Raw genomic sequence first — 23,832 nt, 5'->3', positions numbered from 1 at the left:
TGTGTCAGGTGTGCCAGAAACCCAACGGGAACCGCGCTCAGGAGGGTGCAGGAGGGCCGTAGAACATGTCGACTGCGATGATGCGGGCCACGTCCCGGGGCCAGGTCATCGTGACGTCGAGCGTCCAGATCGGCGCATTGTGGCCGTCTGGAATGAGGGTGAGCTGGTAGGTCGGGAAGACCGCACCCTCGCGCGATGTGCGCGCGATCTGCCAGACATGCTCGAGGTCGAGCGCTACGAAGGCGTCGCGCGGGCCGATGCGGTTCTGGTCGTAGGATGCAGGCGCGCCGCTGGAGAGGTGGAAGAAGGCCTTGCCACCATCTCTCAGCTTCGCCTGTTCGGCACGCAGGGCGTCGAGCATACGGATCGCCTCCGCCGCGTCGAGAGAGCGCAGGTGCTGTGCTGGCGGCTCGGCCTGTGGCTGCGCCTGCGCGCACAGCATGCCGGGGGCACACAGCGCTCCGGCGAGCGCTGCTACGATTGCAAAGCGAAGGGGGCGAATGGGCATCGTGCCACATTGCCCCCTCGCCACTTTCTGCAAAGTGAACCCTGCCCCTGCGAGCTAGAACGGAATGTCGTCTTCCAGATCGTCGTAATTGGCACCACCGCCCGAACCGCCGCCGCCCTGGTTCCAGCCGCCACCCTGATCGCCGCCGCCCGAACCACCGCCGTAGCCGCCACCCGAACCGCCGCCACGCTGGCCGCCGCCGAAGCCGCCGCCACCACCGCCGCCGCCACCGCCTTGCGCGCCGTCGAGCATGGTCAGCGTGCCGTCGAAGCCGCGCAGCACGACTTCGGTGCTATAGCGGTCCTGCCCGTTCTGGTCCTGCCACTTGCGGGTCTGCAGCTTGCCCTCGATGTAGACCTTGCTGCCCTTCTTGAGGAACCGCTCGACCACGTTGACGAGGCCTTCGGAGAAGATCGCGACGGTGTGCCACTCGGTCCGCTCCTGACGTTCGCCGGTGTTGCGGTCCTTCCACGTCTCGCTGGTCGCGATGCGCAGATTGGCGACCTTGCCGCCGTTCTGGAAGCTGCGGATTTCGGGGTCCGCGCCCAGATTGCCGATCAGCATGACCTTGTTGAGGCTGCCCGCCATGATTCGTATCCCTTCGTGTCTGTTGCGATGGGCCTAACTGACGGTGCGAGTCGCATCCAGAGCCGCTTGCGACTTTCCACCGGAGCGGACGCGGTTGGCGCTACAACCCCAGCGCCACCGCGCTCCAGTAGGTGATGCCCGCGAAGATATAGGCCAGCGCAAACAGGTAGCCGACCATGAACGCAGGCCACTTCCATCCATTGGTCTCTCGCCGGGTGACCGCGATGGTCGACAGGCACTGCGGTGCGAACACGAACCACGCGAGGAAGGCGAGCGCGGTCGGCAGGCTCCAGCGGGTGGAGAGCGTGCTGGCGAGGCCTTCGGCCTCGGCCTCCTCGTCGCTCGCATCAATCGCGTAGGTCGTTGCGAGGGCGGACACGGCAACCTCGCGCGCGGCCATCGCGGGGACGAGCGCCAGGCTGATCTCGCGGTTGAAGCCGATCGGTTCGAGCACGACGTTGAGCCCGTCCGCGATCTGCCCTGCGATCGAGACGTCGACCTGACTCTCGCCCGGCTCGGCCTGTGGGAAGCTGAGCAGGACCCACAGGATCACCGTGGCGGAAAAGATGATCGTACCCGCACGGCGCAGGAAGACCCATGCACGCTGCCACAGACCGATCGCGATGTCTGCGATGCTGGGCAGCTGGTAGCGCGGCAGTTCCATGATGAAGCCCGTCGCCTCACCCTTGGTCAGCGTACCGCGCAGCACCAGCGCGACGACCAGCGCCGCGACAATCCCTGCGAGATAGAGGCAGAACATCACCAGCCCCTGCAATCCGATGCCCATCCCGACATCGCGCGCCGGAATGAAGGCGGCGATCAGAACGCCATAGACCGGCAGCCGCGCCGAACATGTCATCAGGGGCGCGATCAGAATCGTGGTCAGCCGGTCCTTGGGATCGGCGATGGAGCGGGTCGCCATGATCCCGGGGATGGCGCAGGCGAAGCTGGACAGCAGCGGGATGAAGCTGCGGCCAGACAGGCCCACGCCCGCCATCAGGCGGTCCATCAGGAAGGCGGCGCGGGCCATGTAGCCGGTCGCCTCCATGATCAGGATGAACAGGAACAGGATGATGATCTGTGGCAGGAACACGATGACCGAGCCGACGCCCGCGATTACCCCCTCGGTCAGGAAATCGCGCAGGATGCTCGCCGGCATCTCGGCCTTGACCCACTCGCCCAGCGCACCGGCCCCCGCATCGAGCGCATCGGACAGCGGCGCGGCCCAGGCAAACACGGCCTGGAAGATGACGAACAGCAGCACCAGCAGGATCAGCGGGCCGATCCATGGGTTGAGGAGCACGTTGTCGAGCCGGTCGCCGATCCGGCGCGCCCTTGAGGTCTGGAACACCGTCGCCTTGGCAATCGTGCGCGCCTCCAGCCGACGCTCGGTCGCATCCATCTTCGGACGATCGGCGAGTGTGCCGACCTGTCCGCGCGCTTCGGCGATTGCGGCCTTCAGCGCCTCGATCCCGCGACGACGGACTGCCACCGTCTCGATCACCGGCACGCCCAGCGCCTGCGACAGCACGGTGGCGTCGAGCTTAAGCCCGTCACGCTCCGCCATGTCGACCATATTGAGCGCGACAATCGTAGGCTTGCCCAGCGCCAGCACTTCCTGCGCAAACACGAGGTGCTGTTCCAGATTGCCCGCGTCGAGCACCAACACCAGAATGTCGGGCTCCGCCTCGCCGGGAAACTCGCCCTGTACCACCTTGCGGGTGACGTCTTCGTCAGGGCTGGAGGCGTCGAAGGCATAGGCCCCGGGAAGGTCGATCGCTTCCATCTGCGTGCCGTCGGGCAGCGTCAGCATCCCCGCTACGCGCTCCACGGTCACGCCGGGGTAGTTGGCGATCTTCTGCCGCGCACCGGTCAGCTTGTTGAATAGCGCGCTCTTGCCGGCATTTGGGTTGCCGAGCAGCGCGACCCGGATCGTATCGCTCATGATTCTATCTCAGGCTTGTTCGAGCGAAATGGCAGCGGCCTGGACCTTGCGCAGCGCAATGGTCATTCGGCCGATCGAGACCGCAACCGGATCGCGCCCGCCGAACACGCCGTGGTGCGCCATCGACACCTCGACCCCGGCCTCGAAACCCAGCGCGCGCATCCGCTTGCCATCGGCGGGCGGCAGGGCGTCCCAGTCTATCGAAGCGATACGGGCGCGGTGGCCAGGTTGCAGGCTTTCGAGCGTCATGCGGGCGCTTCTGACAAAGCGCACCGCGTAATGCAACTGATTATCAATACCGCGCCAGGTCTATCTTGCGGGATAGCGCAAACGTCCCAGCAGCCGCACGGGGCTGAACCGCTCGCGCTCGCTGCCCCCGGCCCCGCCCAGCAATTGCGCCTTGGTCTTTTCGAACTGCATGACGTTCTCGATCCTGCGGTCGAGGAAGGCGTGGGTCTCGGCCTTGTCGTCGCTTTCGTCGTCGAGCCACACCAGCAGGGTCGCGCTGTAAAGCGAAGCGAGGATCGTGCGCTTGGTATAATGGTTGTAGTCGGTCGCGGTATCGCCAGCCAGGCGCCACATCAGGTCCGCACTCCGCCAAGCACCACGCATCGACGCGACGACATTCTGCGGCATGGAGCCGATCGACAGCGCCCGGCGCATCGCCTCTTCCTGCCCGGCCACCGCGTCGAGCCGGTAGAGCACCAGATCGCGGATCTTTTCGCGAATCTTGCGGCTCGCCAGCACCCCCTGCGGCAGATCGCGCGCCATCGCGGCATCGATCGAGTCGATCCACGCCGTCACCATCGCCATGGCGCCGCCTTTAAACGCGAGCCGGGCAAGCGCCGGATCGACGCCCTCCATCTCGGCGGCAGCAAGCAGCGCGGTTTCGGTCCATCCGTCGAAGATCGCCGAGTCGGCGACCGCCGGAGCGAGCGCGAGGCGCAGTTCGTCGAGAGTGAGGTCGGCGGCGTTGTCGATCATGGCTTAAAAGCTCGGTCCATATTGCTTCTTCCCGCCCTGCTTTGCTTCGGCGTCCGCATTTGCAAACGCCTCTGCGAGCCGACGGTCGCCGATCTGCGCGACATAGTCCCGCGCGGAGCGCCCCGAATTGTCCGTCCGCTCAGGGTCCGCGCCATTGGCCAGCAGCACGCGAACGACCGGCACATCGCGGCCATGGACCGCGACGATCAAGGGTGTCTCGCCGTTCGATACCGGGTCGACATGCGCGCCTGCCTCCAGCAGTTCGGTCACACCTTCGACATGGCCGAGCCGGGTCGAGATCATCAACGGCGTCTCGCCCTTCTTGTCCGCAAGATTGGGGTCCGCACCATAGGCCGTCAGGAAGCGGATCCACGGCGTGTCGCGACGTGCGGCAACGATATGCAGCACGGTTTCGCCCGACGAGAGATCCCGCGTGTTGATCAGCGTGCCGATGTTCGGCTTCTGCACGATCTCGTTGACCACGGCCCCGTCACGGTCGCGCACGGCTTTGAGCAGCTTGTAGCCGTCGGACTGCAGCCCGACCTGCGCCACCGCCACGCCGCTTAGCGCGACGAGCGAGAGCACCACGATCCGGGCCCAATTGCGGAAAAACGCAGGCGACACCTTAAACACTCCTGTTATTGCCCCTATCCTTGATGCAACAGACCTCGACCACCCGCCGTTAGCAGAGGCTGAACTTGATTGCCATGAGCGCACGCGTCCTTCCCTTGTCCATTTTTGCCGCGTTCGCGCTGGCGCTGTCTGCGTGTTCGCAAAGCACCCAGCCGGCCGGACCGCCGCCGCTTGAAGGGGCGGATATCGGCGGCGATTTCACCCTCACCGGCGAAGATGGCAAACCCGTCTCGTGGGGCGATTTCGACGGGCAGTATCGTACGATCTATTTCGGTTACACCTTCTGTCCGGATGTGTGCCCGGTCGACGTCCAACGCGCGATGGCGGGGCTCAAGCGGTTCGAGGCAAATGATCCGGAACGTGCCGCGAAGGTCCAGCCGCTGTTCGTCAGCGTCGATCCCGCGCGCGACACGCCCGAGGTGCTGACCGAGTTCACCGACGCGTTCCACCCGCGGCTGATCGGAATGACCGGCAGCAAGGAGCAGCTCGACAAGCTGACCAAGGATTACGCCGCCTACTACAGCATCGGCGAGCCGAACGAGGCAGGCGGCTATCTGGTCGACCACACCAGCATCACCTACCTGTTCGGCCCCGACGGAAAGCCCATCGCGATCCTGCCGACCGATGCCGGGCCCGAAGCGGTGGCACAGGAACTCGACAAATGGGTGCGCTGAGGGATCGCTTCTGGGAACGGCCCCTTGCCGACCTCAACCGCGCGGAGTGGGAGGCACTGTGCGATGGCTGCGGACGCTGCTGCCTGCACAAGCTCGAAGATGAAGATACGGGCGAGATCGAGGAGACCAACGTCGCCTGCCGCCTGCTCGATTGTTCGACTGCGCGGTGCAGCGATTACCCCAACCGCAAGGCCTTCGTGCCCGACTGCCTTCAGCTGACGCCCTCGCTCGCGGGCAAGCTGCCGTGGCTGCCCGAAACCTGCGCCTATCGCCGCCGTGCCGAAGGCCAACCGCTGCCGCGCTGGCACTATCTGCTGACCGGATCGCGCGAGGATGTGCATCTCGCGGGTGCAGGCGCGGCCGGGCGGGTGATTTCGGAGACCAAAGCCGGCCCGCTCGAGCATCATATCGTCGAGTGGAGCGACTGACCGTGATCGACTGGCTGCGCGAGCCGCGCGATCCGATGGTCGCGCTGGCGGGAGGTGACCTCCCGCTGATCGTGCGCCGCCATCCGCGCGCCAGACGGATGACTTTGCGGCTGGCCGATGATGGCGAGGGCGTGCAGGTCACGCTGCCGCGCTGGGGCACCACGCGCGAGGCGCTGGCCTTCGCGCAAGGCCGCGCGGACTGGCTGGACGCACAGCGGGCAAAGCGCCCGGTTCGCATCGAGCCCGCGCCGGGCGGCACGCTGACCTATCGGGGGCAGGACTTGGTGATCGACTGGCACGCCAACCGTCCGCGCAAGGTCGTGCTGGGCAATGACGCGATCTCGCTTGGCGGCCCACGCGATACGCTTGCCCCCCGGCTCAAGCGCTGGATGCAGAACGAAGCGCGTGCGCTGCTGGCGCAGGACCTTGCCTTCTATGCGGCGCGCGCGGGTCTCGCCGTGCCGGATTTCGCGCTTAGCAGTGCGCGGCGGCGGTGGGGCAGCTGCTCTTCTGACGGCACGGTCCGGCTCAACTGGCGGCTGGTGCAGGCCCCCGATGATGTGCGCCGCTCGGTGGTGGCGCATGAGACTGCGCACCGCGTCCATTTCGACCATTCGCCGCGCTTCCACGCCCTGCTCGGCGAACTGTTCGAGGGCGACCTTCCGGCCGCCGAGAGCTGGCTCAAGGCCCACGGTCGCGCGCTTTTCAGCGCCTTCGGCTGATCCCGGCGACATCCCCTCTGGCGGGGCGTGCGTCCAGGCCTTATGTTGGGCCCATGCGCATCAGCCCCAAATACGACGTTGCCGGAGGCGTCGGCGACCTGTGGAACGAACTCAGGCGGCCCCAGCCCTATCGCTGGCCGATCCTGCTGGCGTCCTGCGCGTTCCCCGCGTTCTTCCTCTATTTCTTCGCGCAGGAGAGGGTGTACGCGCCCCCCGCGACGCCCGACATCGTCTACATCACCAGCTTCGCCCCGGACCGGAGCGAGGACGAGATCATCGCCTCCAACATCGCCAACCAGGAACGCAAGGAGGCGCGCCAGCGGCTGCTGGATGCCCAACTCGAGACCCGGCGCGACATGTACCGCGCGCTGGGCAAGGCGACCGGGCTGGATACCGACAAGATGGAGGCCGAGATCGCCGCCGAGCGTGCGCGCGAAGAGGCCGCCAAGCAGGCGCAGTTGGACAGGGCACTGGGCCGGACGGTTGACGATCAAGACGCCGAGTGATGCGCGCTGGCTCGCCGCCGCTGCGCGCCTCGCGCTGCGCGGTCGCCCGGCGAGCAGTCCCAACCCCGCGGTCGGCTGTCTGATCCTGCGCAATGACCGCGTCGTCGGGCGCGGCTGGACGCAGCCCGGCGGACGCCCGCATGCAGAGGCGATGGCGCTGGAGATGGCGGGCGATGCCGCTACCGGCGCGGACGTCTACGCCACGCTGGAGCCGTGCGCGCACCAGTCGCCGCGCGGCCCCGCCTGTACCGACCGCCTGATCGAGGCACGCCCCGCCCGCGTCGTCATCGGCCAGGTCGACCCGGACCCCCGCACCGCCGAACAGGGCATCGAACGGCTGCGCGCAGCCGGGATCGACGCCGTACTGCTGGACTGCCCGCACAGCGCGGCGAGCCTTGCCGGATACCTCACCCGCGCGGCGCTTGGCCGACCGCACGTGACGCTCAAGCTCGCCATGTCGCTCGACGGGTGTATCGCGATGGCCGATGGCGCCAGCCAGTGGATCACCGGCGAGGCGGCGCGCGCGCACGTCCATTCGCGCCGCGCGCTGGCCGAGGCCATTCTGGTTGGCGGCGGCACATGGCGCGCCGACAGCCCGCGCCTCGATGTCCGCCTCCCGGGCCTTCAGGATCGCAGCCCGGCACGCTGGGTGCTGACCTCGCAGCCGATCGAGGGCGCGCAGACCATTGCCGCGCCTGCCGATATCGCTGCCATCCCCGCGCAGTACCTCTACGTCGAGGGCGGCGCGAAGACCGCGGCGAGCTTCCTCGAGACCGATCTGGTCGACCGGCTGGAGATCTACCGCGCACCGATCCTGATCGGGGACGGCCTGCGCGCGCTGGGCGGTCTGAACCTCGCCGAGCTTGCACATGCGCACGGACGCTGGCAGCCGGTCGAGACCCGCCAGTTCGGCGCAGACACCTTCGAGGCTTTTGCCCGCATCCGCTAGAGGACCCGCCATGTTCACCGGTATCGTCACAGCCATCGGCACCGTCGCCGCGATCGAGCAGCGGGGCGACCTGCATGTGCGGATCGCCTGCCCTTTCGACCCCGAGCGGATCGCGATCGGTGCCTCCATCGCCTGCTCGGGCGTGTGCCTGACCGTGACCGAGCGCGGCGGCAGCCCGGGCGATGCCTGGTTCGCGGTCGATGTCTCGCAGGAGACCGTCAGCCGCACCGTGCCCGGCCAGTGGGAGGAGGGCCGCAAGCTCAACCTCGAACCCTCGCTCCGGCTCGGCGACGAGCTGGGCGGGCACTTGGTCACCGGACATGTGGACGCGGTCGGCGAAGTGGCCGAGCGGCGGAGCGTGGACGGTTCGATCCACTTCGAGATCCGCGCGCCCAAATCGCTCGCCCCGTTCATCGCGGCCAAGGGTTCGATCACCGTCGATGGCGTCTCGCTGACGGTCAACGCGGTGGAGGACGAGGCGGACGGCTCGGCCCGCTTCGCGCTCAACATCATCCCGCATACCGGCGAGGTGACGACGCTGGGTGCCTTGAGCGAAGGCGACAAGGTGAACCTCGAAATCGACGTCCTCGCGCGGTATCTCAAGCGGATGCAGGCGCTGGCGGGCTAGAGGGAGCCTGACGATGATCACTTACGGGCTTTTGCTGGCGCTGGCGCTGTTCATGCGGTTTGGGCCGGACATCCCGTTTCGGCGGATGCTGAACCGGCATCTGGTCGAGCGGCCGGTCGCGCTTCTGCTGGCGCACAAGCGCTATCAGTATCTCACCGTGATCATCGCGGCGACGATGCTGCTCCTCGGCGGTGAGCTGGTCCTGCTGTTCGGGCCGGAGCTCATGCTGGCCTACGCCGCCGATATCGCGCTCTATATCGACCTGGTGGTGGTCGCGGCGGCCAGTACTTCGTGGACGCGGACGCGGGGGATGCTCACGCGCTGGACGCCGCGCTTCGGGCGCAATCTGGCCGATAAGCGCAAGGGCAGCGCCGCGACGCCGCGTGCCAAGCGGACACAGCGCGCACCGGCGGCGCTCTCCAAGGCAAACGACGACGATAACGACCGACCGTACCCCGCGTTCATCGCAGCTCCCCGGAGCTACGCGGCGGCGGCATGACCCAGATCAGGACCGAGCGGCTGCTGCTGCGGCCCGCCAAGCCCGACGACCTTGAAGCGTTTCACACGATCCTGAGCGATGCGCGCGCGACCGCATACTGGTCCACGCCGCCGCACACGGACATTGCCGAAACGGAAAGCTGGCTCGCCGCGATGCTCGCCATCGATCCGGCCAAGGGCGAGGACTTCACGATAGAGCTGGACGGGCGCGTGATCGGGAAGGTCGGCCTGTTCGAGTTTCCCGAGATCGGCTTCATCCTGCACCCCGATGCCTGGGGCAAGGGCTACGCGGGCGAGGCGCTGCGTCCCGTGCTGGACCGCGCTTTCGCTGTTCACGACCTGCCTTTCGTGGAGGCCGACGTCGATCCGCGCAACGCGGCCTCGCTGCGGCTGCTGCAACGCATGGGTTTCATGGAAACCGGTCGCGCGCAGCGCACCTGGAAGGTGGGCGACGAGTGGTGCGACAGCGTTTTCCTGCGCCTGACGAACCCGAATCGCGATCCGCAATAGCCACCGCACTACCGCCAATCCGGTGGCAGCCTGACACACCTGACACACAGTCCAGGGGAGAGAAATCTCCGCAGTCCTTGCGCGGTCGATCCGGGCCTTATTCGACACTGTGAAAGAGCAGACCGCAGGCTAGCCGCGCCGGTCGATGTAGGACAGCGCATAGGCCCCGCATCGCGCTAGACGCGTACCGTCTCGCCCTGCCTCAGCGTCAGCACTTCGACGCCATCCGCCGTCACCGCCACGGTATGTTCGAACTGGGCGGAGAGTTTTCCGTCGCAGGTGACGACCGTCCAGCCGTCGTCGCGTGTCACGGTCGCCGCGCGGCCAAGATTGACCATCGGTTCGATGGTGAAGGTCATCCCTTCGCGCAGGAGCAGGCCCCTGCCCGGTCGACCGTGATTGAGCACCTGCGGGTCCTCGTGCATCTCGCGCCCGATGCCGTGGCCGCAATATTCCCGCACCACGGTGCAGTTGTTCTTCTTGGCGTGCTTCTCGATCGCGTAGCCCACATCGCCCAGATGCGCGCCGGGCCGCACCGCGCGGATGCCCGCCCACATCGCATCCTGCGCGACGCGGGCGATCCGTCTGCCCTGCGGCGAGACATTGCCGACGAGGTAAGTCTTGCTCGAATCGGCGATGAACCCGTTCTTCTCCAGCGTGATGTCGAGATTGATGATATCGCCATCGCGCACGATCACGTGGTCGGACGGCACGCCGTGACACACGACCTCGTTGATCGAGCAGTTGAGCACGTATTCGTAGCCGTACTGGCCCTTGCTCGCCGGGCGCGCGGCGCAATCCTCGCGGATGAAGCGCTCCACCAGGTCGTTGATCTGCATCGTCGAGAGCCCTGCGAGATCGACCGTATCGAGCATCTCGAACACCGAGGCGAGCAGCCGCCGCCAGCGATCGGTCATCGGGTGCTGTTCCCACACCATCGGGTCCGACGCGACGGCATAAAGCGCGTCCCAGTCGTCGGCCCGCAGTGGCCTCAGCGCAAACCGCTCCCCTTCGAGGACCGGCTGCCGGTCCAGCTCAGCCGGCGACATCCGCCAGCGCGGCAATGAACTTGTCGATATTGCCCTTGGTCAGCCCGGCGATGTTGATCCGGCCCGAACCCGCCATGTAGACCGCGTGATCCTCGCGCAGCTTGGCGATCTGGTCCTTGTTCAGCGGGAGCATCGCGAACAGGCCGTTCTGCTCTTCCAGATGGGCGAGCGGCACGCCCTCCACCTTCTTCTGCGCCGCGGCCAGAGTGGCGCGAACCCAGCGCAGGCGCTGGCGCATGCCGTCGAGCTCATCGAGCCATTGCTGGCGCAGATCTTCGTCGCGCAGCACGATCCGCACTGCCGCACCGCCGTGATCGGGCGGCATGGACCAGTTTGCGCGGGCGAGCGCGGCGGCGTTGGACATGGCGGCAGCCATCTGCGCAGGCTCCGCAACCTTGGCGTAGAACGCGCCCACACGGTCGCGGTAGAGGCCGAAGTTCTTGTCGCAGCTATAGGCGATCAGCGCATAGGGCACCTTGGCCAGCACCTTGCGCAGGCTGGCCGCGTCTTCCTCAAGCCCCGTGCCAAGGCCCTGATAGGCGCTGTCGATGATCGGCAGCACCGGGCTGTCGGCCAGCGCGTCGGCAATCGCATCCCACTGCTCGTCGGTATAATCGATGCCCGAGGGGTTGTGGCAGCACGCGTGGACCAGCACCGCATCGCCTTCGCGGCCCTGCCGGATGATCTCCAGCAGCGCATCGAGATCCGCGCTGCCATCGGCGTTCGAATGCTGGAAAGTGACGGCTTCCAGCCCGACATCCTCGATGATCGGAATGTGGTTGGGCCAGCTGGGCGTGCCGACATGCACGCGGGTCACCCCCGCCCGCTCGGCCAGCGCGATCGCGAGGCGCACCGCACCGGTGCCGCCCGGGGTCTGCACCCCTTCGATCCGCCCGCCCATGGTGGCATCGGAGCCGAAAATGATCGGCATCAGCGCATGGACGAAACCGCGGTCGCCTTCCGGGCCGAGGTAGCTTTTCGAGTCCTGCTCTTCCCAGAGGCGCTGTTCGGCGGCCTTGATCGCGCCGAAAACCGGCGTCGCGCCGTCATCCGTCCGATAGACGCCGACGCCGAGGTCGATCTTGTCCTCCCGCTCGTCGGCGGCGAACTGGGCGATCAGCGCGAGCAGCGCATCGGGCGGAGTGTCTTGCAGGCGGTCGAGCATGCGCGTCCCATGCTATCGCACGGGCGCGAGAGCAACCGCTAATATCGGCAGGTTTGCTGGTTCTCGGCCCGTCAAAAGGGGAACCACTCATGTTTCTTGGAGAACTTCATGTAGCCCGCGTTGATTCCCAGCCGCAGGCCGGCACCCATCCGGATCGGAATCAGCACCGTATCGCCCTTGCGCAGGTAGCTGGCGGTCAGCCCGCCGACGAAATAGGCCTGCCCCTCGCCCGCCGGGAAACGCTCGTACAATTCCTCGGTGTCGAACAGGTTGTAGACCAGCACGAAGGTCTTGCCGCCATTGGCGCCGACGTCGAACCCGATCGACGGGCCGGTCCAGTACACCGGACGCTGCCCCTCGACCTTGTGGTACAACGTGCCCGAGCCGTAGCGCGCGCCGACGAAGAACGCGCCCGACGCCTCGCGCCCGACGATATAGCCGTTGGGCGTGCCCTGATCGGCGAGGATCTTCTCGATCATGCGCGCGATGCCTTCCGCATTCTCTCCGAAGAAGCCCTGCGCCGCGCCGATCAGATCGTCGTCCTGCCAGGTGCCCGGAGGGGCGGTTTCGGTGGGGATCGCCGTATATGCAGGCGCGCCGCCCTGCTCGTAGCCGGACTCGCCCTGATCGACAGAGGTGCCGGTGGTCGCGCTATCGCTCTCGGGCGAAAGGTCGCTCCATGCGGACACCCCACCCTGATCCTGCGGGGGCGGCGCTGTCTCTTGGCCTGTCGCTGGCTGAGTCGAAGGGTCGCCATAGACCGGCGGTTCGCCCGGGTTTTCCTGCAGATCGCCATCGATCGCCTGGTTCGGGTCGACCCGTTCGATCGGCTGCGCCGCGAGCGGAGTGGCCGCCATCGCGATGGCCGCGGCCACGAGGGCGATCATACGCCGGATGCTGGCAGTGCGGGTCATGCGCCTCGCTCCTTGTAGACAGTAGGGCAAATGAAACTCTGGTTTCCCCGTGCGTAGCGTGAATCGCCTGAACCTGCGGCATCAAGGGGAGAGGCGGTGAGGCGAATCGAAAACGCGCCGAAACGAGTCCGGTGCGCGCGATTATCATTCCGGTGTCACGCAGCCCTTGTGCCGCCCCGCCCTGCTGGTTATAGCGCGCGGCTCGCGACCCCGGACCAATGGGTTCGGACGCGTGTGCGGAGACGTGGGTGAGTGGCTGAAACCAGCTCCCTGCTAAGGAGCCATACCTCTATCGGGGTATCGAGGGTTCGAATCCCTCCGTCTCCGCCACCGGCCTTTTCAAGGCCGTCCAGCCATCTCCAGAAGCCCGCAAAAACCTTTACAATTCGGTCATTTCCGATTCCAGTGCTGTCCATGCCAATCTACCCCTAGCCAAAGGCATGTGGGGGTAAATTGGGGGTAGCGAAAATTCGGATTGGGGGTATCGGATGCTGACGGACAAGGCCGTGCGCGCAGCCGCGGCGAAGGACAAGGCCTACAAGCTCACCGACAGCCGGGGTCTCTACCTTCACGTATCCGAGAAGGGGCACAAGAGCTGGCGCTACAAATATCGCTTCGAAAAGAAGGAGCGTTTGCTCACCTTGGGCACATATGCCGAGATTTCTCTCGCCGAAGCCCGCGAAAAGCGTGACGAGGCGAAGAAGATTCTGCGTGAAGGCCGGGATCCTCGGCATGCTGTCAAACGCGGGCGTCTCGTCGGTGAGGAAGGGGCATCGAAGACCTTCGAGGTGGTAGCCCGCGAATGGCACGCGCTTCAGATGGGCCGCTGGAAGCCCGTGCATGCCAACGACGTCATTACCAGCTTGGAACGGGACATCTTCCCAGATCTCGGCTCCATGCCGTTGGCTGATATCGACAAGCCACTGCTCCTGGCTGTCCTGCGCAAGGTCGAGAACCGGGGTGCCATCGAGACGGCGCGACGACTCAAGCAGCGTGTTGCCGCGGTCTATCGCTATGCCAATGCCGAGGGCGCGAAACTCGAGAACCCCGCCACTGAGATCGATGATGCGTTGAAACCATTGCCTCCAGCAAAGCGCTATCCGGCGTTGCTGTCTGTCGAAGCAATAAGAGACCTCATGGGAGATATCGATCGCGCCGGGGCTTCACCGGTTAATCGCCTGGCAGCCAGGCTTCTCGCACTCACGGCGCAGCGCCCCGGCATGGTGCGGTTCATGGAATGGGATGACATCACTGGTATCGACTGGGCCAATCCCGAGGCCGATAGCAGCGATGCGTTGTGGACGGTCCCTGCGGAAAAGATCAAGCAGGAGCTCCACCTGCGCAGCGATGAGGCCTTCAGCCATCCAATCCCGCTTTCCAGGCAGGCCGTCCACGCCCTTCGCGCAGTGCGCTGGCTGACGGGACGATCGCCGTTCGTCTTTCCCGGCGCGCGGTCGGGCCTCAAGCCCATCAGCGAGAATGCCATCGGATATCTCTACAACCGCGAGGGCTACAAGGGGCAGCACGTACCGCATGGCTGGCGCTCAAGCTTCTCGACCATCATGAACGAACAGGCGGAGCGGGAACTCGGCAACGATGTCCGGCTCTTGGCCGACCGCATGATCATCGACCTGATGCTTGCACACACTCCGAAGGGAATGTCTGCGAGCGAACTGCGGTACAACCGGGCTGCCTACATGGCTCGCCGCCGTGAACTCGCCCAATGCTGGGCAGACATGATCATGGATGGAGCGATACCATCAGAGGAGATCGTCGATAGCCCCAGACGAAAGCGACGCTAGCTTTTGCCGCGCTTGGCTGCCTGTTCGGCGATCCAGGCAAGAACTTCGGTCTTCAGCCAGCGTGAACTCGCACCGATCTTCACGCGCTCGGGGAACTGCCCCTTATTCTCGTAGTCGTAGATTGAAGAAACGCTACGACTAATCAGCGTGCTGACTTCCTCTACCGTAAGAAGTTCGGGACCGACACCGGGCGGGCTGGTTACCTCTCGCGGATGTCCATCCACGGCGCTGTCACCTTGGCCGATCTCACGCTCGACGCTCCGCTTCGCGACAGATCTGGCCGCGCGTAGTTGCGGGTCGACGATTTCGGCGACCTGTCGGTTGGACAGCGGTCCGAGCGGCTTGAGGCTTGCGAGCCAGCCATCGAACTGCTGACCATCGACGAAAATGCGATGCGTCGGTTCCGCACTCTCGTCTGCCCAGTGCTCCAGATTTAGCGCACCAGTAGCGAACCGGAGCAACGGATCGTCGATCTCCCACAACTCCGGTGTGATCGCGGTGATCTCACCGCCGCCCAGAGGGCGCGCAAAGCTGGTGAGGCGGCCGTTGGCAAACAAGCGAGACATGCGCTCTGTCTCGAGCCGAACGAGATCGCGCGCAGCGTCGTTCTCACCATCATCCACGGTAGCAGAGAAGATCTCGGGCAACTCGTAGGACTGGAAGCCCTGACGAGAAACGATAAGGTCGGAAAACGCAGAAGTAAGTGTCTTTCGTCCCCCTGACACTATTGAAGTACGACCCTCGTAGGGAGACCAAGGGGAGATCGTTGTGGTCATCACGGAACGGATAGCAGGCTTTGCTCCAAGAGCAACGGAATGGCCGCTTTGCGCCCCAATTCCGGACATTCGAGTAGCTGCGAGTTTGCCTCGAAAGCCGACATTCGTTCAGACTGGCCAAGAAACACAGGAATATTTTCGATTATGTAGCCAACGACCTTTCGAAACCTCAAAATACGTCATCGCCTTCTTTGGCATTCCGCGCTGCTTCGTCCTCGCGTTCGGCTAGTCGACAATCGCGCATAGTCCTACAGCATGGCACACCTTCTGCGATCACGTGCTGCCAGTATTCTTCCAATGCCACACGTCGTTTGCTCTCGGCATGAGACAATTGCACGACGAGAGCACGCTTGTCGCAATCCGTGCGTAGCGTGCGCACCATGCGCCCTCTTGCACGCCGCAGACATCCACGAGGGCATGGTGCCCTTCCGTTGATAGGATCACCTTTCCGGTCGTAGAGGTGCAGCTTCGGGTCCGTGATCCAGCTGGGTTCGCCCAGCCTGGCCGCTGCGTATTCGCCTTCGAGTCCCGCCTCGCTCGCCAGCTTGAGTGCGCGTTCGTGATGTTCACCGGCATCCCCGTGGTCGAGGGCGTGGTTGGGAGGCCAAACGCGCGTCCTCTCCGCGACTATCTGGCAGAGGATGAACTGATGGAGCTGCGTCCACCAGTTCTCGGCATCGGAAACAGATCGAACCGTCAGATAGCGAAGGCCGAGGCAGAACGTCTTGTCGAACTGGACGTGTCTTTCGGGACACCGTGCTGGCAGGTCCGTGCCCGGAACCATCTCACACACCTTCGGCTTCGTGTCGCCGAAGATACGTAGATGGAGACCGTCCCCCCAGGGGGCCTTGGGCAGGCGTGCGCGCCCCACGAGCACCTGTCCACCGAGTTCTTCGATGGAGAACCAGGCAGGGACCGCGTCGCCCAGCCAACCGAGTGCCGACCTCACCTTCGATCGTGCGCTCGCATGGGCGTGGCGGCCTCCGGTTCGTGCGCACGCATGGGATCGAATTCCGCGCCGGTGTTCAGATATGGGGACGGCATGGTACCGAAAAGCACCTCGGCCGTCTCCACGTCGAGATTGTCGAGGATCCGGGCGGCTGAGAAGGCCTCGCGGACCGTCACGGGCGATTCCCGCAGCGCTCTTTCGCCAAGAGCGGTCTGGTGACCCTCGCAGCGCCTCTGCTCGGCTTCGGAAACACAGGTGGCCTTGCTGGCGGCCGCACGGACGCTGGCCTCTCCTCTCAGTCCCAGTCGGCATATGGGCGTGCTCCCGAACTCGATACCGATCGCCAGCCCCAGGTTTTCGGTACCCGGAAGCATCTCTCGGCATAGCTCAAAGGAAGATCGCAGCCCGGCGGCAGCCGACACCGACGACTTCATAGTCGCCATCGCGTCGGTTTGGGCCTTGTCGCCTTCAGCCAAAAGCCCATGGATGCAGTCGCCGATGTAGCGCACCTTCCGCCCCCCGAAGTCGTCGCGCAGCACCGCACCCATCTCGGCGCGGATGACGTGGAGATTGGCGACCGCCTCGGCGATCCGTCCCGATGCTATTGCGCCGTCGATATAGGCGGTGAAGTTGTCCACGTCCGCGAAGATCGACGCCAGGTCCATACGGATCGCGTTGCTCGGCGGATGGTCGGCGTAGTCGACGTCCTTCAGCGGCGGCTCCTTGTGGTGGAAGTGGAAGACGGCTTCACCACCATCCTCGCTCTTCCGCATCTCGAAGTTCGCCGTGACCGCCGCATAGGCCTTCTCCAAGCGTTCGTTGACGCTGCGCTGGACGTTCGCGGTTACGACCTCCTGACCGAGGTAGCCACGTTCGGCATCCTCGGTCAGCACCACCCTGCCATTGAAGGGATCGGCGTTCTGTCCCAGCGCCGCGGCAGCCCTGTCGCTGAGGTTCACCCCTTCAGCGTCGTCGTCTGCCAGCTTCGCGGCATGGTTTGCCGGGCTTCCGATGAACAATGGTTCGCGCTCGTCGCTTCGTCCCGAATCGATCGCGACTGCCGGGCCGCTGTCGATGCCGATGCAGACACCCGTCTTGAAGTTGGGATGGTTGTCACCCAGCCGCGCCACCATCTCGCGGAATGCCGCCGCAAAGGCCACGGCGACGCGGACACGCTCACCTTCCGCGTCAGCTCCGTCCGGGGTGAGTACCACCGCGTGCAGTCGCGATCCGTGGAAGTCCACCCGTTGCATGTCGAACTCGTCGATCAGCTCGTCGCAGGCTCTGTAGTGGGCATGGAGGAATTCGAGCGCACGTTGGTGGCTCGCCGGCGTCTCCCTACCCGCGTCGGTGAGGACATCGTTGAAGTCGATGAGGTTGGCGTAGACATGGACTCCGTTCGTCGTGACGGCTCGGTTCCGCGGGATGTCCAGCAACGCGGCTCGCATGGCGGTGTCGACAGCGAAGCCTTTCTGCATTCTCGCCTCGGTCAGATAGGTCAGGAAGTCCTCGACCTTGATGTCGCCTTCGGGGACGCTTTCCCTGAACTTTGCGATGCGTTGCCGCGCACGGTCTTCGTTCCAAGCCATTTCTTATCTTCTCCACTCACGCCACCGTTATCGGGCGGCGCGTCGATTCGACAATAACTGGAACGTTAGCAGAACATTGCATTGTAGGAAAACGCGGGGATCGAAATTCCGGACAGCGTTGTGGATGATCGTCACAGTAGGGCGTCACCCGTTGAAGGGGCCCAGTTCCTTGATGTGGTCACGCAAGGCGTTGCACGCCGGAGCCATGAGCGCCGATGCGTCCTTTCCGGGTTCATAGGCATAAGGAATCGTGGTGACACCCGCGAGATCGCTGGGAAGTTTCACCTTTTCTTCCCGAGGTTCCATGAGGATAGCACGCTTACGTCCCAAGCGTCCCATGAACATGCCGAGCTCGAAGACGACGTTGTCCCGGGGTGCGGGCCAATCATGGCCACGGAAGAGCGTCATGTCGTCGCTGTGTGCGACGGCTACGGCGAAGTCGGAATCGTCGAGTTCCGTCTCCAGCGACTCGATAGCATAGCTTGCGACCCTGAAGACGTCGTCTGTCCACAGACGCACGACGAAGCCGTCATGAGCCAAGGCGTCCTGTATTTTGCGCGCCACGTCGAGCGCCTCGGCCGAAGAGATGATGAATACCCTGATCTTCTCGCGGTGCTGACTTACAAGCCTGTTGCGTTCGAGCAGCCGCCGAGCGAGCGTTCTGGCTATCACGCGGTAGATGTCGGAATGCTTTGAGGCGAGATCGGTTGTGTCGGCGTAGGTAAGCTTCGCCACCAACGCCGGTTCCGACGCGACGACGTCTGCAGACCGCCGTTGCGAGGGCTCGACGACTACCATCTCACCGATGTGGTCACCTCGCCCACGCGTCGCGACATCGCGACCGTTGACGACGATCCGGAAGCTGCCTCCTATGACCAGATACAGGTCGTTGTCGTCGCCACCCTGTTGGATGATTGCCTCGCCTTCCGCGACTTCGATGAGCTCGGCGCGGTCCGCGAGTTCTTCAGCGAGAGCTCGATTGCCGCTCACGATCTGCTGCTGCTGCATGGCGTCGATCAGGTTGCCACGTCCGGCGTCACCTTGAAAACGGTCGATCAATCCACTCAACTGAACTCTCTCCAAAATATCATAGAAGATTCCTCGCAGTCATCTGCGCCGACGTTGACAACGAAGCTATGGTTTCTTCCAGTGATTGGATTTGTACACAGTCTCCGTCTTGCCGGCGAAGCTGAATTGCGTAGATGACCAAGCATTATTGCCATCACCATCCTGCTTCGCCTTTTCATTCAATTTGTTGTAAACGCGGCTTGAAATATACGTATGGTAGCCTGTGTCTCGCACGTCCGAAAGCTTGGCCGAGAAGCTGGCGGCTTTTCCCACCCAAATGAGATCGTTGTTGTCTCTAATCCCTGAGCGGACGGCCCTCACTTCACCGGTGTCTATTCCAGAGCAATTACGAATCTCAATGTCGTTGTTCTTAATTGAATTAAATTTAGCGCGAGCCTTCGGACTAATAACCTTACGCACTGTCCAGTGAATTTCGCGTCCACAGATCGCGGCATTGCTGTTCTTTGCGTCGCCGATGAAGACCCCCATCACACGATCGCCGTCAAAGCTCCTGATAGCACCCCCGTGCTTTACAATCAGCCTAGTCGAGCAGTCCAAGAACGCTCGAATGATCTTCGCAGTCGTCGACCATGGACACACGGATGACAACTTCGCTGAACCCGCCAAATCCGTATACAGAAACGTCGCGTCGATTTTGACAGCGCCATCTTTCAACGCGACATCCGCAGTGGTGGGTACGACCCGTCCATCCCGTTCGTTAAAGGTGGTGCCGAACAACGTATCGACACGATCCTTGAGAAATTCTTCGTTCACAGACACGGCGCTTGTACTAGCACCGTGTCGTCGATGCTCAAGGTATGCGACACGATATTCGAGAGCTGGTCACGTTCGCGCTCCGCCTTGGGCAACCGTTGCTCTCTCTTGAATGACCGCGTTGCAGTATATTCACTTTCAAAGCTGCCAGTCAGGAAACGGCCCAATATTGCGCAGAACGATAAAAGCGTCTGCAATCCTACGGAAGTGTCCACGAACAGGCAGACGAACTGGTCCGTTCCAAAGTGATGGGCGCAGAGAAATCACTGGCGGCTGCGTTAGCCGCCAGCAATAACGTCAATGGGCTTGCGCTAGCAATTTAGCATCCGCACCCGCAGGTATATAAGATGACGCACGATCATCGGTGACGGCTAGCCACACCGCTTCCGCGACATCATCGGCTGACGTAACGGGACCGGTGTCCGACTGCCAATCTGCGAAGACGCGCTCTGCAAGCGGCGCATAGGGCTCAGGGATGGCCCCTTCCATTCGGCCACTCGCATTGGCGGCGAAGCTAGTGCCGGGCGCACGGCCGGGCAGAACGGTACGAACGCAAATCCCGAAGGGTTCCAGCTCGATCGCGACGCTGTCGCTCCACGCGTTCACCGCCGCCTTGCTCGCAGTGTAGATCGAAAGCAGTGGTAGCGGGGCGTAGGTCACCGAGGAGGTGACGTTCACGATCGCACCGCTTCCGCGCTCTCGCATCTGGGGCAGGACGGCCTGCGTCATCGCGATTGTGCCCAAGGTGTTCGTTTCGAACAGCTCGCGCGCGACCGGGATTGGCGTGCCTTCTACAGCACCGAGCAATCCGATCCCGGCATTGTTGACCAGTGCATCGATCGGTCCCGCCGCGTCGACCGCCTGCGCAATGCTCTGCGGGTCGGTGACGTCGAGCGCGATCACCCGGATGCGGTCGGATGGCGGCAGAACCTCTTCGCGCGGCTTGCGCATGGTCGCGACGACATTCCAGCCCCGCTCGGCGAAAAGTCTGGCAGTCGCCAGGCCGAAGCCTGACGAGCACCCTGTGATGAGTATGGCGGACATGAAATTATCCTTTCGTTTCGTCTGGGGAGTTCAGGCGGCGAGAGCTTCGGCCGTCTCACGGTAATCATGCAGGGGGCGGCCGAGCATTGCGGTCAGGCGGTCGGTATCGCCGTGGTCAGGGATCATCCCGTGGCTCACATAACGCTCGGCCATCAGGCGCATTTCGTAAGCCTGCCAGGCCGGCATGAACCCGGCCATATTCTGTTCGAACTCGCTGGGATCGTCGCCGCCATAGGCGATCGGGCGGCCTAGGACGTCGGACCAGATGGCGGCAATGTGTTCGCCGGTCAGGGTTTCCGGGCCGACCACGTTGATCGTCTCGATCGGCAACAGGCCATCCGCTTCGTAGCGGCGAACCAGTTCGATCGCGGCGATTTCGGCAATGTCGCGAGCATCGACCATGGCGACGCCCTTGCTACCGATCGGCATCGGATAGACGCCGTGGTTTGCGATCACGTCCTTCACCATAACCTCATTGTCGATGAAATAGGTCGGTCGCAGGATCGTCGCGCCGAAGTCCATCTGCTCCAGCATGCACTCGGCCCCGCGCTTCACCGCGAAATGCGGCACGTTCACTGCCCCCTCGGCATCGAAAACCGAGAGATAGACGATGCGATCGATCCCCATCTCCCGGGCGACGTTCAGCGTGACGAGCGCTTGCGTAAACTCGTCGCCGGTGACGGCGTTGAGCAGAAACAGCGTCGATACACCCGACATGGCCGAACGCAGTGCAGCGAGATCGAGCAGGTCGCCCCCGGCCACCTCTACGCGCTCGGGGAAGTTGGCCTTCGCGGGATCGCGGGTCAGCACGCGAACGGGCGCGCCTCGCTGCACCAAATGATCGACGACATGGCGGCCGACGCGGCCGGTGGCTCCGGTAACAAGAATGGTCATGATAGTTTCTCCTCGGATTTGCGTTGTTGACGAGGAGAAGATGGTCGATCCATATGCGGTCCACTAGTCGCACAATCTAGACTCACCGTCTCACAGATGGAACAATTATGGATTTGATGGCACTTGCCGATTTTACATTGGTCGCGCGACATGGGGGCTTCGGCAAAGCCGCCCGTGCTGCGAACCGCCCGAAGGCGACGCTGTCGCGGCGCGTGGCCGAACTGGAGGCGAGCCTCGACCTACGCTTGTTCGAACGCGGACCGCGCGACCTGAAGCTGACCGAGGAAGGGCGGGCCCTCTCCGAACGGGCGGGCGCATTGCTGGCCGAGCTGGAGGAGACGACCCGGTCGATCGCATCGGGTGGCGACCAGCCCCGTGGAACGCTGCGGATCAGCGCGCCGCTGCTGTTTTCGCAGACCGCGATGGGGCGTCTGGCGGCGGAGTTTGGGTTGCAATATCCCGAAGTGCGCCTCGAGGTGACTAGCGAGGACCGGCCAGTTGATATGATCGAGGAGGGATATGACCTTGCCATCCGCGTCAATCCCGATCCGGACGCATCGCTGGTTGGCCGCGCTTTCCTGCATGATAGGTTGGTGGTGGTAGCCGCGCCCCATTTTTCACGGCCCGGTAGCGGACCAGTGCGCGCCGTCGTCCGCGCCAACGACAGGTCGGACACGTGGCTGATGGGCACGCCTGAAGGCGAGGCGAGCGTCTCGGTCGAACCGGTCCTGCAGCTGTCTTCGCTCATCACAATTCGCGATGCCGTCCGCTCAGGCGCCGGTCTCGCTCGACTGCCCTTCTCATTGGTTGTGAGCGATTTGAAGTCAGGCAGGCTCGTCCACTGGGGAGATGTGGTCAAATCGGACATCGGGCTGTGGGCACTCTATCCATCCCGTCGCCTCCTAAGCGCCCGAGTGTCGGCGTTTCTCGATTTGCTGAAATCCGCCTTCCCGACTGGTGCCCCCGAGGACCTGGCGGCATTTCTGATAGAGGACTGGCTTCGCGATGACGACGCGGAGTAGCAGCTACGCCAAACGCGAGCGCTTATTTCGAACATTGGCTCGCTTGGCCATACTGAACCGAATGGCAACTTTGCTGAGAAAGTGACCAAAAGCGGACCGACAGTTAACGGCCCAGTTTCTGCCAGTTTATGAACCCCCTAGTGGGCGCATTTTGGCCGGTAGATGGCTTATCCAATAGCAGACCTCACAAACACCGATACGATTGCCGAGGAGCTTGGGTAGGAACACTAGGAAAACTTTAAACTTGAGGATGAATTCCTTGATGAAGAAACGGGCCAGGTCCGGCATGGGGCTACCGCACGTTTCAAGTCGGGATTAATTCAGGTTTTGCTCAAGGCTCTCGTTTCTCATTCGTCGGCACTCTTGCCACAAGACATGCGGGGTCATCTCGGGTGGCTGCGCGGCGCGCTTGGGGCTGCGCTGGCGATCATTCTCTCGGCGGTTGTGACATGGCTGCTGCTCGGATCGAAGAGTGCCGCTCTGCCCTGGGTCGTGGCTCCGCTGGGGGCGTCGGCGGTGCTCGTCTTTGCGGTACCGGCAAGTCCGTTGGCTCAGCCCTGGTCGGTAGTTGGCGGAAACCTCATTTCGGCTGCCATCGGCATTGGCATCGGAATGTATACAGGGTCCGCGATGCTTGCTCCCGGTCTCGCCGTTGGCGTGGCGATCGCTGTGATGACCTTCACGCGCTGTCTCCATCCCCCCGGAGGTGCCTGCGCTCTCCTGTGCGCGCTCGGCGCTGCCGGAGGAGAAGCCTGGACCTGGGCCTACCTCTTGCCGATTACCGCAAACGTGCTGACTCTTGCTCTTGTCGGAATGATCTACAACAACCTCACCGGCCATTCCTGGCCTCACCGTGCGCCGCCTCCCGCCAGCAATCCGGCTTTGGTCCGTTGTTCTCATACACGCAGTGATATCGAGGACGTGCTTGCCGACTGGGACGAGGTCCTCGATGTCGATATCGACGATCTCGACGCATTCTTGAGGGAAGTGAACCGGCACGTGGCGCGGCGCGAGATCGTGGAGCGCTAAAGCTTTCGTCTCCGCTGTTCGTCAGCATAGCCTCGTCAGCCTGCGCAGCATCTGCGTGAAACGTGCCGCCAAGCCGGTAGGCCGCGCAGAGGGCCGCAGGGCGCAGGAGCGGGTGTCGAACGGGCCCGGTGGAGCCGGTTCGCCGCATTCCGGGCAAAGCATAGTCGTCTCCTCGTTTCTGCTG

27 protein-coding genes and 1 tRNA gene are annotated in these 23,832 nt (G+C 63.9%); 12 read left to right on the top strand and 16 right to left on the bottom strand.

Annotation, left to right across the window (positions count from 1 at the left end):
• Window positions 1-37: 37 nt before the first annotated feature.
• The 6 genes from K7H93_RS11530 to K7H93_RS11505 all read right to left on the bottom strand — a co-directional run bounded on the left by K7H93_RS11530 (window position 38) and on the right by K7H93_RS11505 (window position 4,649).
• The gene (locus tag K7H93_RS11530; RefSeq protein WP_230783733.1) at window positions 38-508 is read right to left on the bottom strand and encodes a hypothetical protein; all 471 of its coding nucleotides are present in this window, start codon (window positions 506-508) and stop codon (window positions 38-40) included.
• A 54-nt stretch (window positions 509-562) separates the two neighbouring features.
• Window positions 563-1,096, bottom strand: coding sequence for a single-stranded DNA-binding protein (gene ssb, locus K7H93_RS11525; protein WP_230783732.1), 534 nt, complete (start codon window positions 1,094-1,096; stop codon window positions 563-565).
• Between the two features lie 100 nt (window positions 1,097-1,196).
• Window positions 1,197-3,041 (bottom strand): ferrous iron transporter B, encoded by a 1,845-nt coding sequence (gene feoB, locus K7H93_RS11520; protein ID WP_230783731.1) that lies wholly within the window; start codon window positions 3,039-3,041, stop codon window positions 1,197-1,199.
• A 9-nt stretch (window positions 3,042-3,050) separates the two neighbouring features.
• Complete coding sequence (locus tag K7H93_RS11515) at window positions 3,051-3,290, bottom strand: FeoA family protein (protein ID WP_230783730.1); 240 nt, start codon at window positions 3,288-3,290, stop codon at window positions 3,051-3,053.
• A 60-nt stretch (window positions 3,291-3,350) separates the two neighbouring features.
• The gene (locus tag K7H93_RS11510) at window positions 3,351-4,025 is read right to left on the bottom strand and encodes a COQ9 family protein (RefSeq protein WP_230783729.1); all 675 of its coding nucleotides are present in this window, start codon (window positions 4,023-4,025) and stop codon (window positions 3,351-3,353) included.
• A gap of 3 nt (window positions 4,026-4,028) precedes the next feature.
• Window positions 4,029-4,649, bottom strand: a complete 621-nt coding sequence (locus tag K7H93_RS11505) for an ankyrin repeat domain-containing protein (protein ID WP_029140395.1) — start codon at window positions 4,647-4,649, stop codon at window positions 4,029-4,031.
• Window positions 4,650-4,732: 83 nt separating this feature from the next.
• On the opposite strand from K7H93_RS11505, the gene K7H93_RS11500 reads away from it, so the two are divergent.
• Genes K7H93_RS11500 through K7H93_RS11465 form a run of 8 tightly spaced genes read left to right on the top strand, consistent with a single transcriptional unit; the run spans window position 4,733 to window position 9,573 of the window.
• Window positions 4,733-5,332 carry an SCO family protein gene (locus tag K7H93_RS11500; protein WP_230783728.1) on the top strand — a complete coding sequence of 200 codons (600 nt, stop codon included), beginning with the start codon at window positions 4,733-4,735 and terminating at the stop codon, window positions 5,330-5,332.
• Window positions 5,320-5,760: a YcgN family cysteine cluster protein gene (locus K7H93_RS11495; protein WP_230783727.1), complete on the top strand. Its 441-nt coding sequence runs from the start codon at window positions 5,320-5,322 to the stop codon at window positions 5,758-5,760. Before K7H93_RS11500 ends, K7H93_RS11495 begins: the two co-directional genes overlap by 13 nt.
• Complete coding sequence (locus K7H93_RS11490) at window positions 5,748-6,482, top strand: M48 family metallopeptidase (protein WP_230783726.1); 735 nt, start codon at window positions 5,748-5,750, stop codon at window positions 6,480-6,482. Before K7H93_RS11495 ends, K7H93_RS11490 begins: the two co-directional genes overlap by 13 nt.
• A gap of 53 nt (window positions 6,483-6,535) precedes the next feature.
• The gene (locus K7H93_RS11485; protein WP_010236546.1) at window positions 6,536-6,988 is read left to right on the top strand and encodes a hypothetical protein; all 453 of its coding nucleotides are present in this window, start codon (window positions 6,536-6,538) and stop codon (window positions 6,986-6,988) included.
• Window positions 6,966-7,937, top strand: coding sequence for a bifunctional diaminohydroxyphosphoribosylaminopyrimidine deaminase/5-amino-6-(5-phosphoribosylamino)uracil reductase RibD (gene ribD, locus K7H93_RS11480; protein ID WP_230783725.1), 972 nt, complete (start codon window positions 6,966-6,968; stop codon window positions 7,935-7,937). Before K7H93_RS11485 ends, ribD begins: the two co-directional genes overlap by 23 nt.
• A gap of 10 nt (window positions 7,938-7,947) precedes the next feature.
• Window positions 7,948-8,565, top strand: coding sequence for a riboflavin synthase (locus tag K7H93_RS11475; protein ID WP_230783724.1), 618 nt, complete (start codon window positions 7,948-7,950; stop codon window positions 8,563-8,565).
• 13 nt (window positions 8,566-8,578) lie between these two features.
• Entirely contained in the window at window positions 8,579-9,064 is a 486-nt protein-coding gene (locus tag K7H93_RS11470) for a hypothetical protein (protein ID WP_230783723.1), read from the top strand.
• Window positions 9,061-9,573, top strand: a complete 513-nt coding sequence (locus K7H93_RS11465) for a GNAT family N-acetyltransferase (RefSeq protein WP_230783722.1) — start codon at window positions 9,061-9,063, stop codon at window positions 9,571-9,573. Before K7H93_RS11470 ends, K7H93_RS11465 begins: the two co-directional genes overlap by 4 nt.
• Before the next feature lie 176 nt (window positions 9,574-9,749).
• Here K7H93_RS11465 and map read toward each other — a convergent pair whose 3' ends face one another.
• The 3 genes from map to K7H93_RS11450 all read right to left on the bottom strand — a co-directional run bounded on the left by map (window position 9,750) and on the right by K7H93_RS11450 (window position 12,701).
• Window positions 9,750-10,511, bottom strand: a complete 762-nt coding sequence (gene map / locus K7H93_RS11460) for a type I methionyl aminopeptidase (protein ID WP_230783773.1) — start codon at window positions 10,509-10,511, stop codon at window positions 9,750-9,752.
• A 97-nt stretch (window positions 10,512-10,608) separates the two neighbouring features.
• Complete coding sequence (locus tag K7H93_RS11455; RefSeq protein ID WP_230783721.1) at window positions 10,609-11,787, bottom strand: amino acid aminotransferase; 1,179 nt, start codon at window positions 11,785-11,787, stop codon at window positions 10,609-10,611.
• A gap of 71 nt (window positions 11,788-11,858) precedes the next feature.
• On the bottom strand, window positions 11,859-12,701 hold the full coding sequence (locus K7H93_RS11450) for a DUF1134 domain-containing protein (RefSeq protein WP_230783720.1): 843 nt from the start codon (window positions 12,699-12,701) through the stop codon (window positions 11,859-11,861).
• A 238-nt stretch (window positions 12,702-12,939) separates the two neighbouring features.
• Between K7H93_RS11450 and K7H93_RS11445 the strand changes: the two genes are divergently transcribed.
• Both K7H93_RS11445 and K7H93_RS11440 read left to right on the top strand, forming a co-directional pair.
• Window positions 12,940-13,031, top strand: a tRNA-Ser gene (locus K7H93_RS11445).
• Between the two features lie 158 nt (window positions 13,032-13,189).
• A complete protein-coding gene (locus K7H93_RS11440; protein WP_230783719.1) occupies window positions 13,190-14,503 on the top strand; it encodes a tyrosine-type recombinase/integrase in 1,314 nt (437 codons plus the stop codon).
• Here K7H93_RS11440 and K7H93_RS11435 read toward each other — a convergent pair.
• The 7 genes from K7H93_RS11435 to K7H93_RS11405 form a co-directional block, all read right to left on the bottom strand.
• On the bottom strand, window positions 14,500-15,279 hold the full coding sequence (locus K7H93_RS11435; RefSeq protein WP_230783718.1) for a helix-turn-helix transcriptional regulator: 780 nt from the start codon (window positions 15,277-15,279) through the stop codon (window positions 14,500-14,502). The genes K7H93_RS11440 and K7H93_RS11435 overlap by 4 nt on opposite strands.
• 169 nt (window positions 15,280-15,448) lie before the next feature.
• Window positions 15,449-16,150: an E2 domain-containing protein gene (locus K7H93_RS11430; RefSeq protein ID WP_338080320.1), complete on the bottom strand. Its 702-nt coding sequence runs from the start codon at window positions 16,148-16,150 to the stop codon at window positions 15,449-15,451.
• A gap of 74 nt (window positions 16,151-16,224) precedes the next feature.
• Window positions 16,225-17,817 (bottom strand): nucleotidyl cyclase domain-containing protein, encoded by a 1,593-nt coding sequence (locus K7H93_RS11425; protein ID WP_230783716.1) that lies wholly within the window; start codon window positions 17,815-17,817, stop codon window positions 16,225-16,227.
• A 144-nt stretch (window positions 17,818-17,961) separates the two neighbouring features.
• Window positions 17,962-18,885, bottom strand: coding sequence for a TIR domain-containing protein (locus K7H93_RS11420; RefSeq protein WP_230783715.1), 924 nt, complete (start codon window positions 18,883-18,885; stop codon window positions 17,962-17,964).
• A 66-nt stretch (window positions 18,886-18,951) separates the two neighbouring features.
• Window positions 18,952-19,665 (bottom strand): adenylate/guanylate cyclase domain-containing protein, encoded by a 714-nt coding sequence (locus tag K7H93_RS11415; protein ID WP_230783714.1) that lies wholly within the window; start codon window positions 19,663-19,665, stop codon window positions 18,952-18,954.
• Between the two features lie 291 nt (window positions 19,666-19,956).
• Window positions 19,957-20,703 carry an SDR family oxidoreductase gene (locus tag K7H93_RS11410; protein ID WP_230783713.1) on the bottom strand — a complete coding sequence of 249 codons (747 nt, stop codon included), beginning with the start codon at window positions 20,701-20,703 and terminating at the stop codon, window positions 19,957-19,959.
• Between the two features lie 30 nt (window positions 20,704-20,733).
• Window positions 20,734-21,597, bottom strand: coding sequence for an SDR family oxidoreductase (locus K7H93_RS11405; protein ID WP_230783712.1), 864 nt, complete (start codon window positions 21,595-21,597; stop codon window positions 20,734-20,736).
• A 107-nt stretch (window positions 21,598-21,704) separates the two neighbouring features.
• On the opposite strand from K7H93_RS11405, the gene K7H93_RS11400 reads away from it, so the two are divergent.
• Together K7H93_RS11400 and K7H93_RS11395 are read left to right on the top strand one after the other, a co-directional pair.
• On the top strand, window positions 21,705-22,619 hold the full coding sequence (locus K7H93_RS11400; protein WP_230783711.1) for a LysR family transcriptional regulator: 915 nt from the start codon (window positions 21,705-21,707) through the stop codon (window positions 22,617-22,619).
• Between the two features lie 375 nt (window positions 22,620-22,994).
• A complete protein-coding gene (locus tag K7H93_RS11395) occupies window positions 22,995-23,648 on the top strand; it encodes an HPP family protein (RefSeq protein ID WP_230783710.1) in 654 nt (217 codons plus the stop codon).
• Window positions 23,649-23,832: the final 184 nt, after the last annotated feature.

Source organism: Citromicrobium bathyomarinum (assembly GCF_021021475.1).
In the GTDB taxonomy this organism is placed as follows: Bacteria; Pseudomonadota; Alphaproteobacteria; order Sphingomonadales; family Sphingomonadaceae; genus Alteriqipengyuania; species Alteriqipengyuania bathyomarina.
This window is presented reverse-complemented; position numbering and strand designations above follow the sequence as displayed.

What these genes read in the sequence shown, in the direction of transcription:
- K7H93_RS11440 (WP_230783719.1), top strand. Translation starts at nt 13,190, where the DNA reads ATGCTGACGGACAAGGCCGTGCGCGCAGCCGCGGCGAAGGACAAGGCC.
- K7H93_RS11465 (WP_230783722.1), top strand. Translation starts at nt 9,061, where the DNA reads ATGACCCAGATCAGGACCGAGCGGCTGCTGCTGCGGCCCGCCAAGCCC.
- K7H93_RS11475 (WP_230783724.1), top strand. Translation starts at nt 7,948, where the DNA reads ATGTTCACCGGTATCGTCACAGCCATCGGCACCGTCGCCGCGATCGAG.
- K7H93_RS11455 (WP_230783721.1), bottom strand. Translation starts at nt 11,787, where the DNA reads ATGCTCGACCGCCTGCAAGACACTCCGCCCGATGCGCTGCTCGCGCTG.
- K7H93_RS11400 (WP_230783711.1), top strand. Translation starts at nt 21,705, where the DNA reads ATGGATTTGATGGCACTTGCCGATTTTACATTGGTCGCGCGACATGGG.
- K7H93_RS11485 (WP_010236546.1), top strand. Translation starts at nt 6,536, where the DNA reads ATGCGCATCAGCCCCAAATACGACGTTGCCGGAGGCGTCGGCGACCTG.
- K7H93_RS11510 (WP_230783729.1), bottom strand. Translation starts at nt 4,025, where the DNA reads ATGATCGACAACGCCGCCGACCTCACTCTCGACGAACTGCGCCTCGCG.
- K7H93_RS11515 (WP_230783730.1), bottom strand. Translation starts at nt 3,290, where the DNA reads ATGACGCTCGAAAGCCTGCAACCTGGCCACCGCGCCCGTATCGCTTCG.
- ssb (WP_230783732.1), bottom strand. Translation starts at nt 1,096, where the DNA reads ATGGCGGGCAGCCTCAACAAGGTCATGCTGATCGGCAATCTGGGCGCG.
- map (WP_230783773.1), bottom strand. Translation starts at nt 10,511, where the DNA reads ATGGTGTGGGAACAGCACCCGATGACCGATCGCTGGCGGCGGCTGCTC.
- K7H93_RS11435 (WP_230783718.1), bottom strand. Translation starts at nt 15,279, where the DNA reads ATGACCACAACGATCTCCCCTTGGTCTCCCTACGAGGGTCGTACTTCA.
- K7H93_RS11470 (WP_230783723.1), top strand. Translation starts at nt 8,579, where the DNA reads ATGATCACTTACGGGCTTTTGCTGGCGCTGGCGCTGTTCATGCGGTTT.
- K7H93_RS11450 (WP_230783720.1), bottom strand. Translation starts at nt 12,701, where the DNA reads ATGACCCGCACTGCCAGCATCCGGCGTATGATCGCCCTCGTGGCCGCG.
- K7H93_RS11395 (WP_230783710.1), top strand. Translation starts at nt 22,995, where the DNA reads ATGCGGGGTCATCTCGGGTGGCTGCGCGGCGCGCTTGGGGCTGCGCTG.
- K7H93_RS11405 (WP_230783712.1), bottom strand. Translation starts at nt 21,597, where the DNA reads ATGACCATTCTTGTTACCGGAGCCACCGGCCGCGTCGGCCGCCATGTC.
- K7H93_RS11495 (WP_230783727.1), top strand. Translation starts at nt 5,320, where the DNA reads ATGGGTGCGCTGAGGGATCGCTTCTGGGAACGGCCCCTTGCCGACCTC.
- K7H93_RS11500 (WP_230783728.1), top strand. Translation starts at nt 4,733, where the DNA reads ATGAGCGCACGCGTCCTTCCCTTGTCCATTTTTGCCGCGTTCGCGCTG.
- K7H93_RS11410 (WP_230783713.1), bottom strand. Translation starts at nt 20,703, where the DNA reads ATGTCCGCCATACTCATCACAGGGTGCTCGTCAGGCTTCGGCCTGGCG.
- K7H93_RS11530 (WP_230783733.1), bottom strand. Translation starts at nt 508, where the DNA reads ATGCCCATTCGCCCCCTTCGCTTTGCAATCGTAGCAGCGCTCGCCGGA.
- K7H93_RS11425 (WP_230783716.1), bottom strand. Translation starts at nt 17,817, where the DNA reads ATGGCTTGGAACGAAGACCGTGCGCGGCAACGCATCGCAAAGTTCAGG.
- feoB (WP_230783731.1), bottom strand. Translation starts at nt 3,041, where the DNA reads ATGAGCGATACGATCCGGGTCGCGCTGCTCGGCAACCCAAATGCCGGC.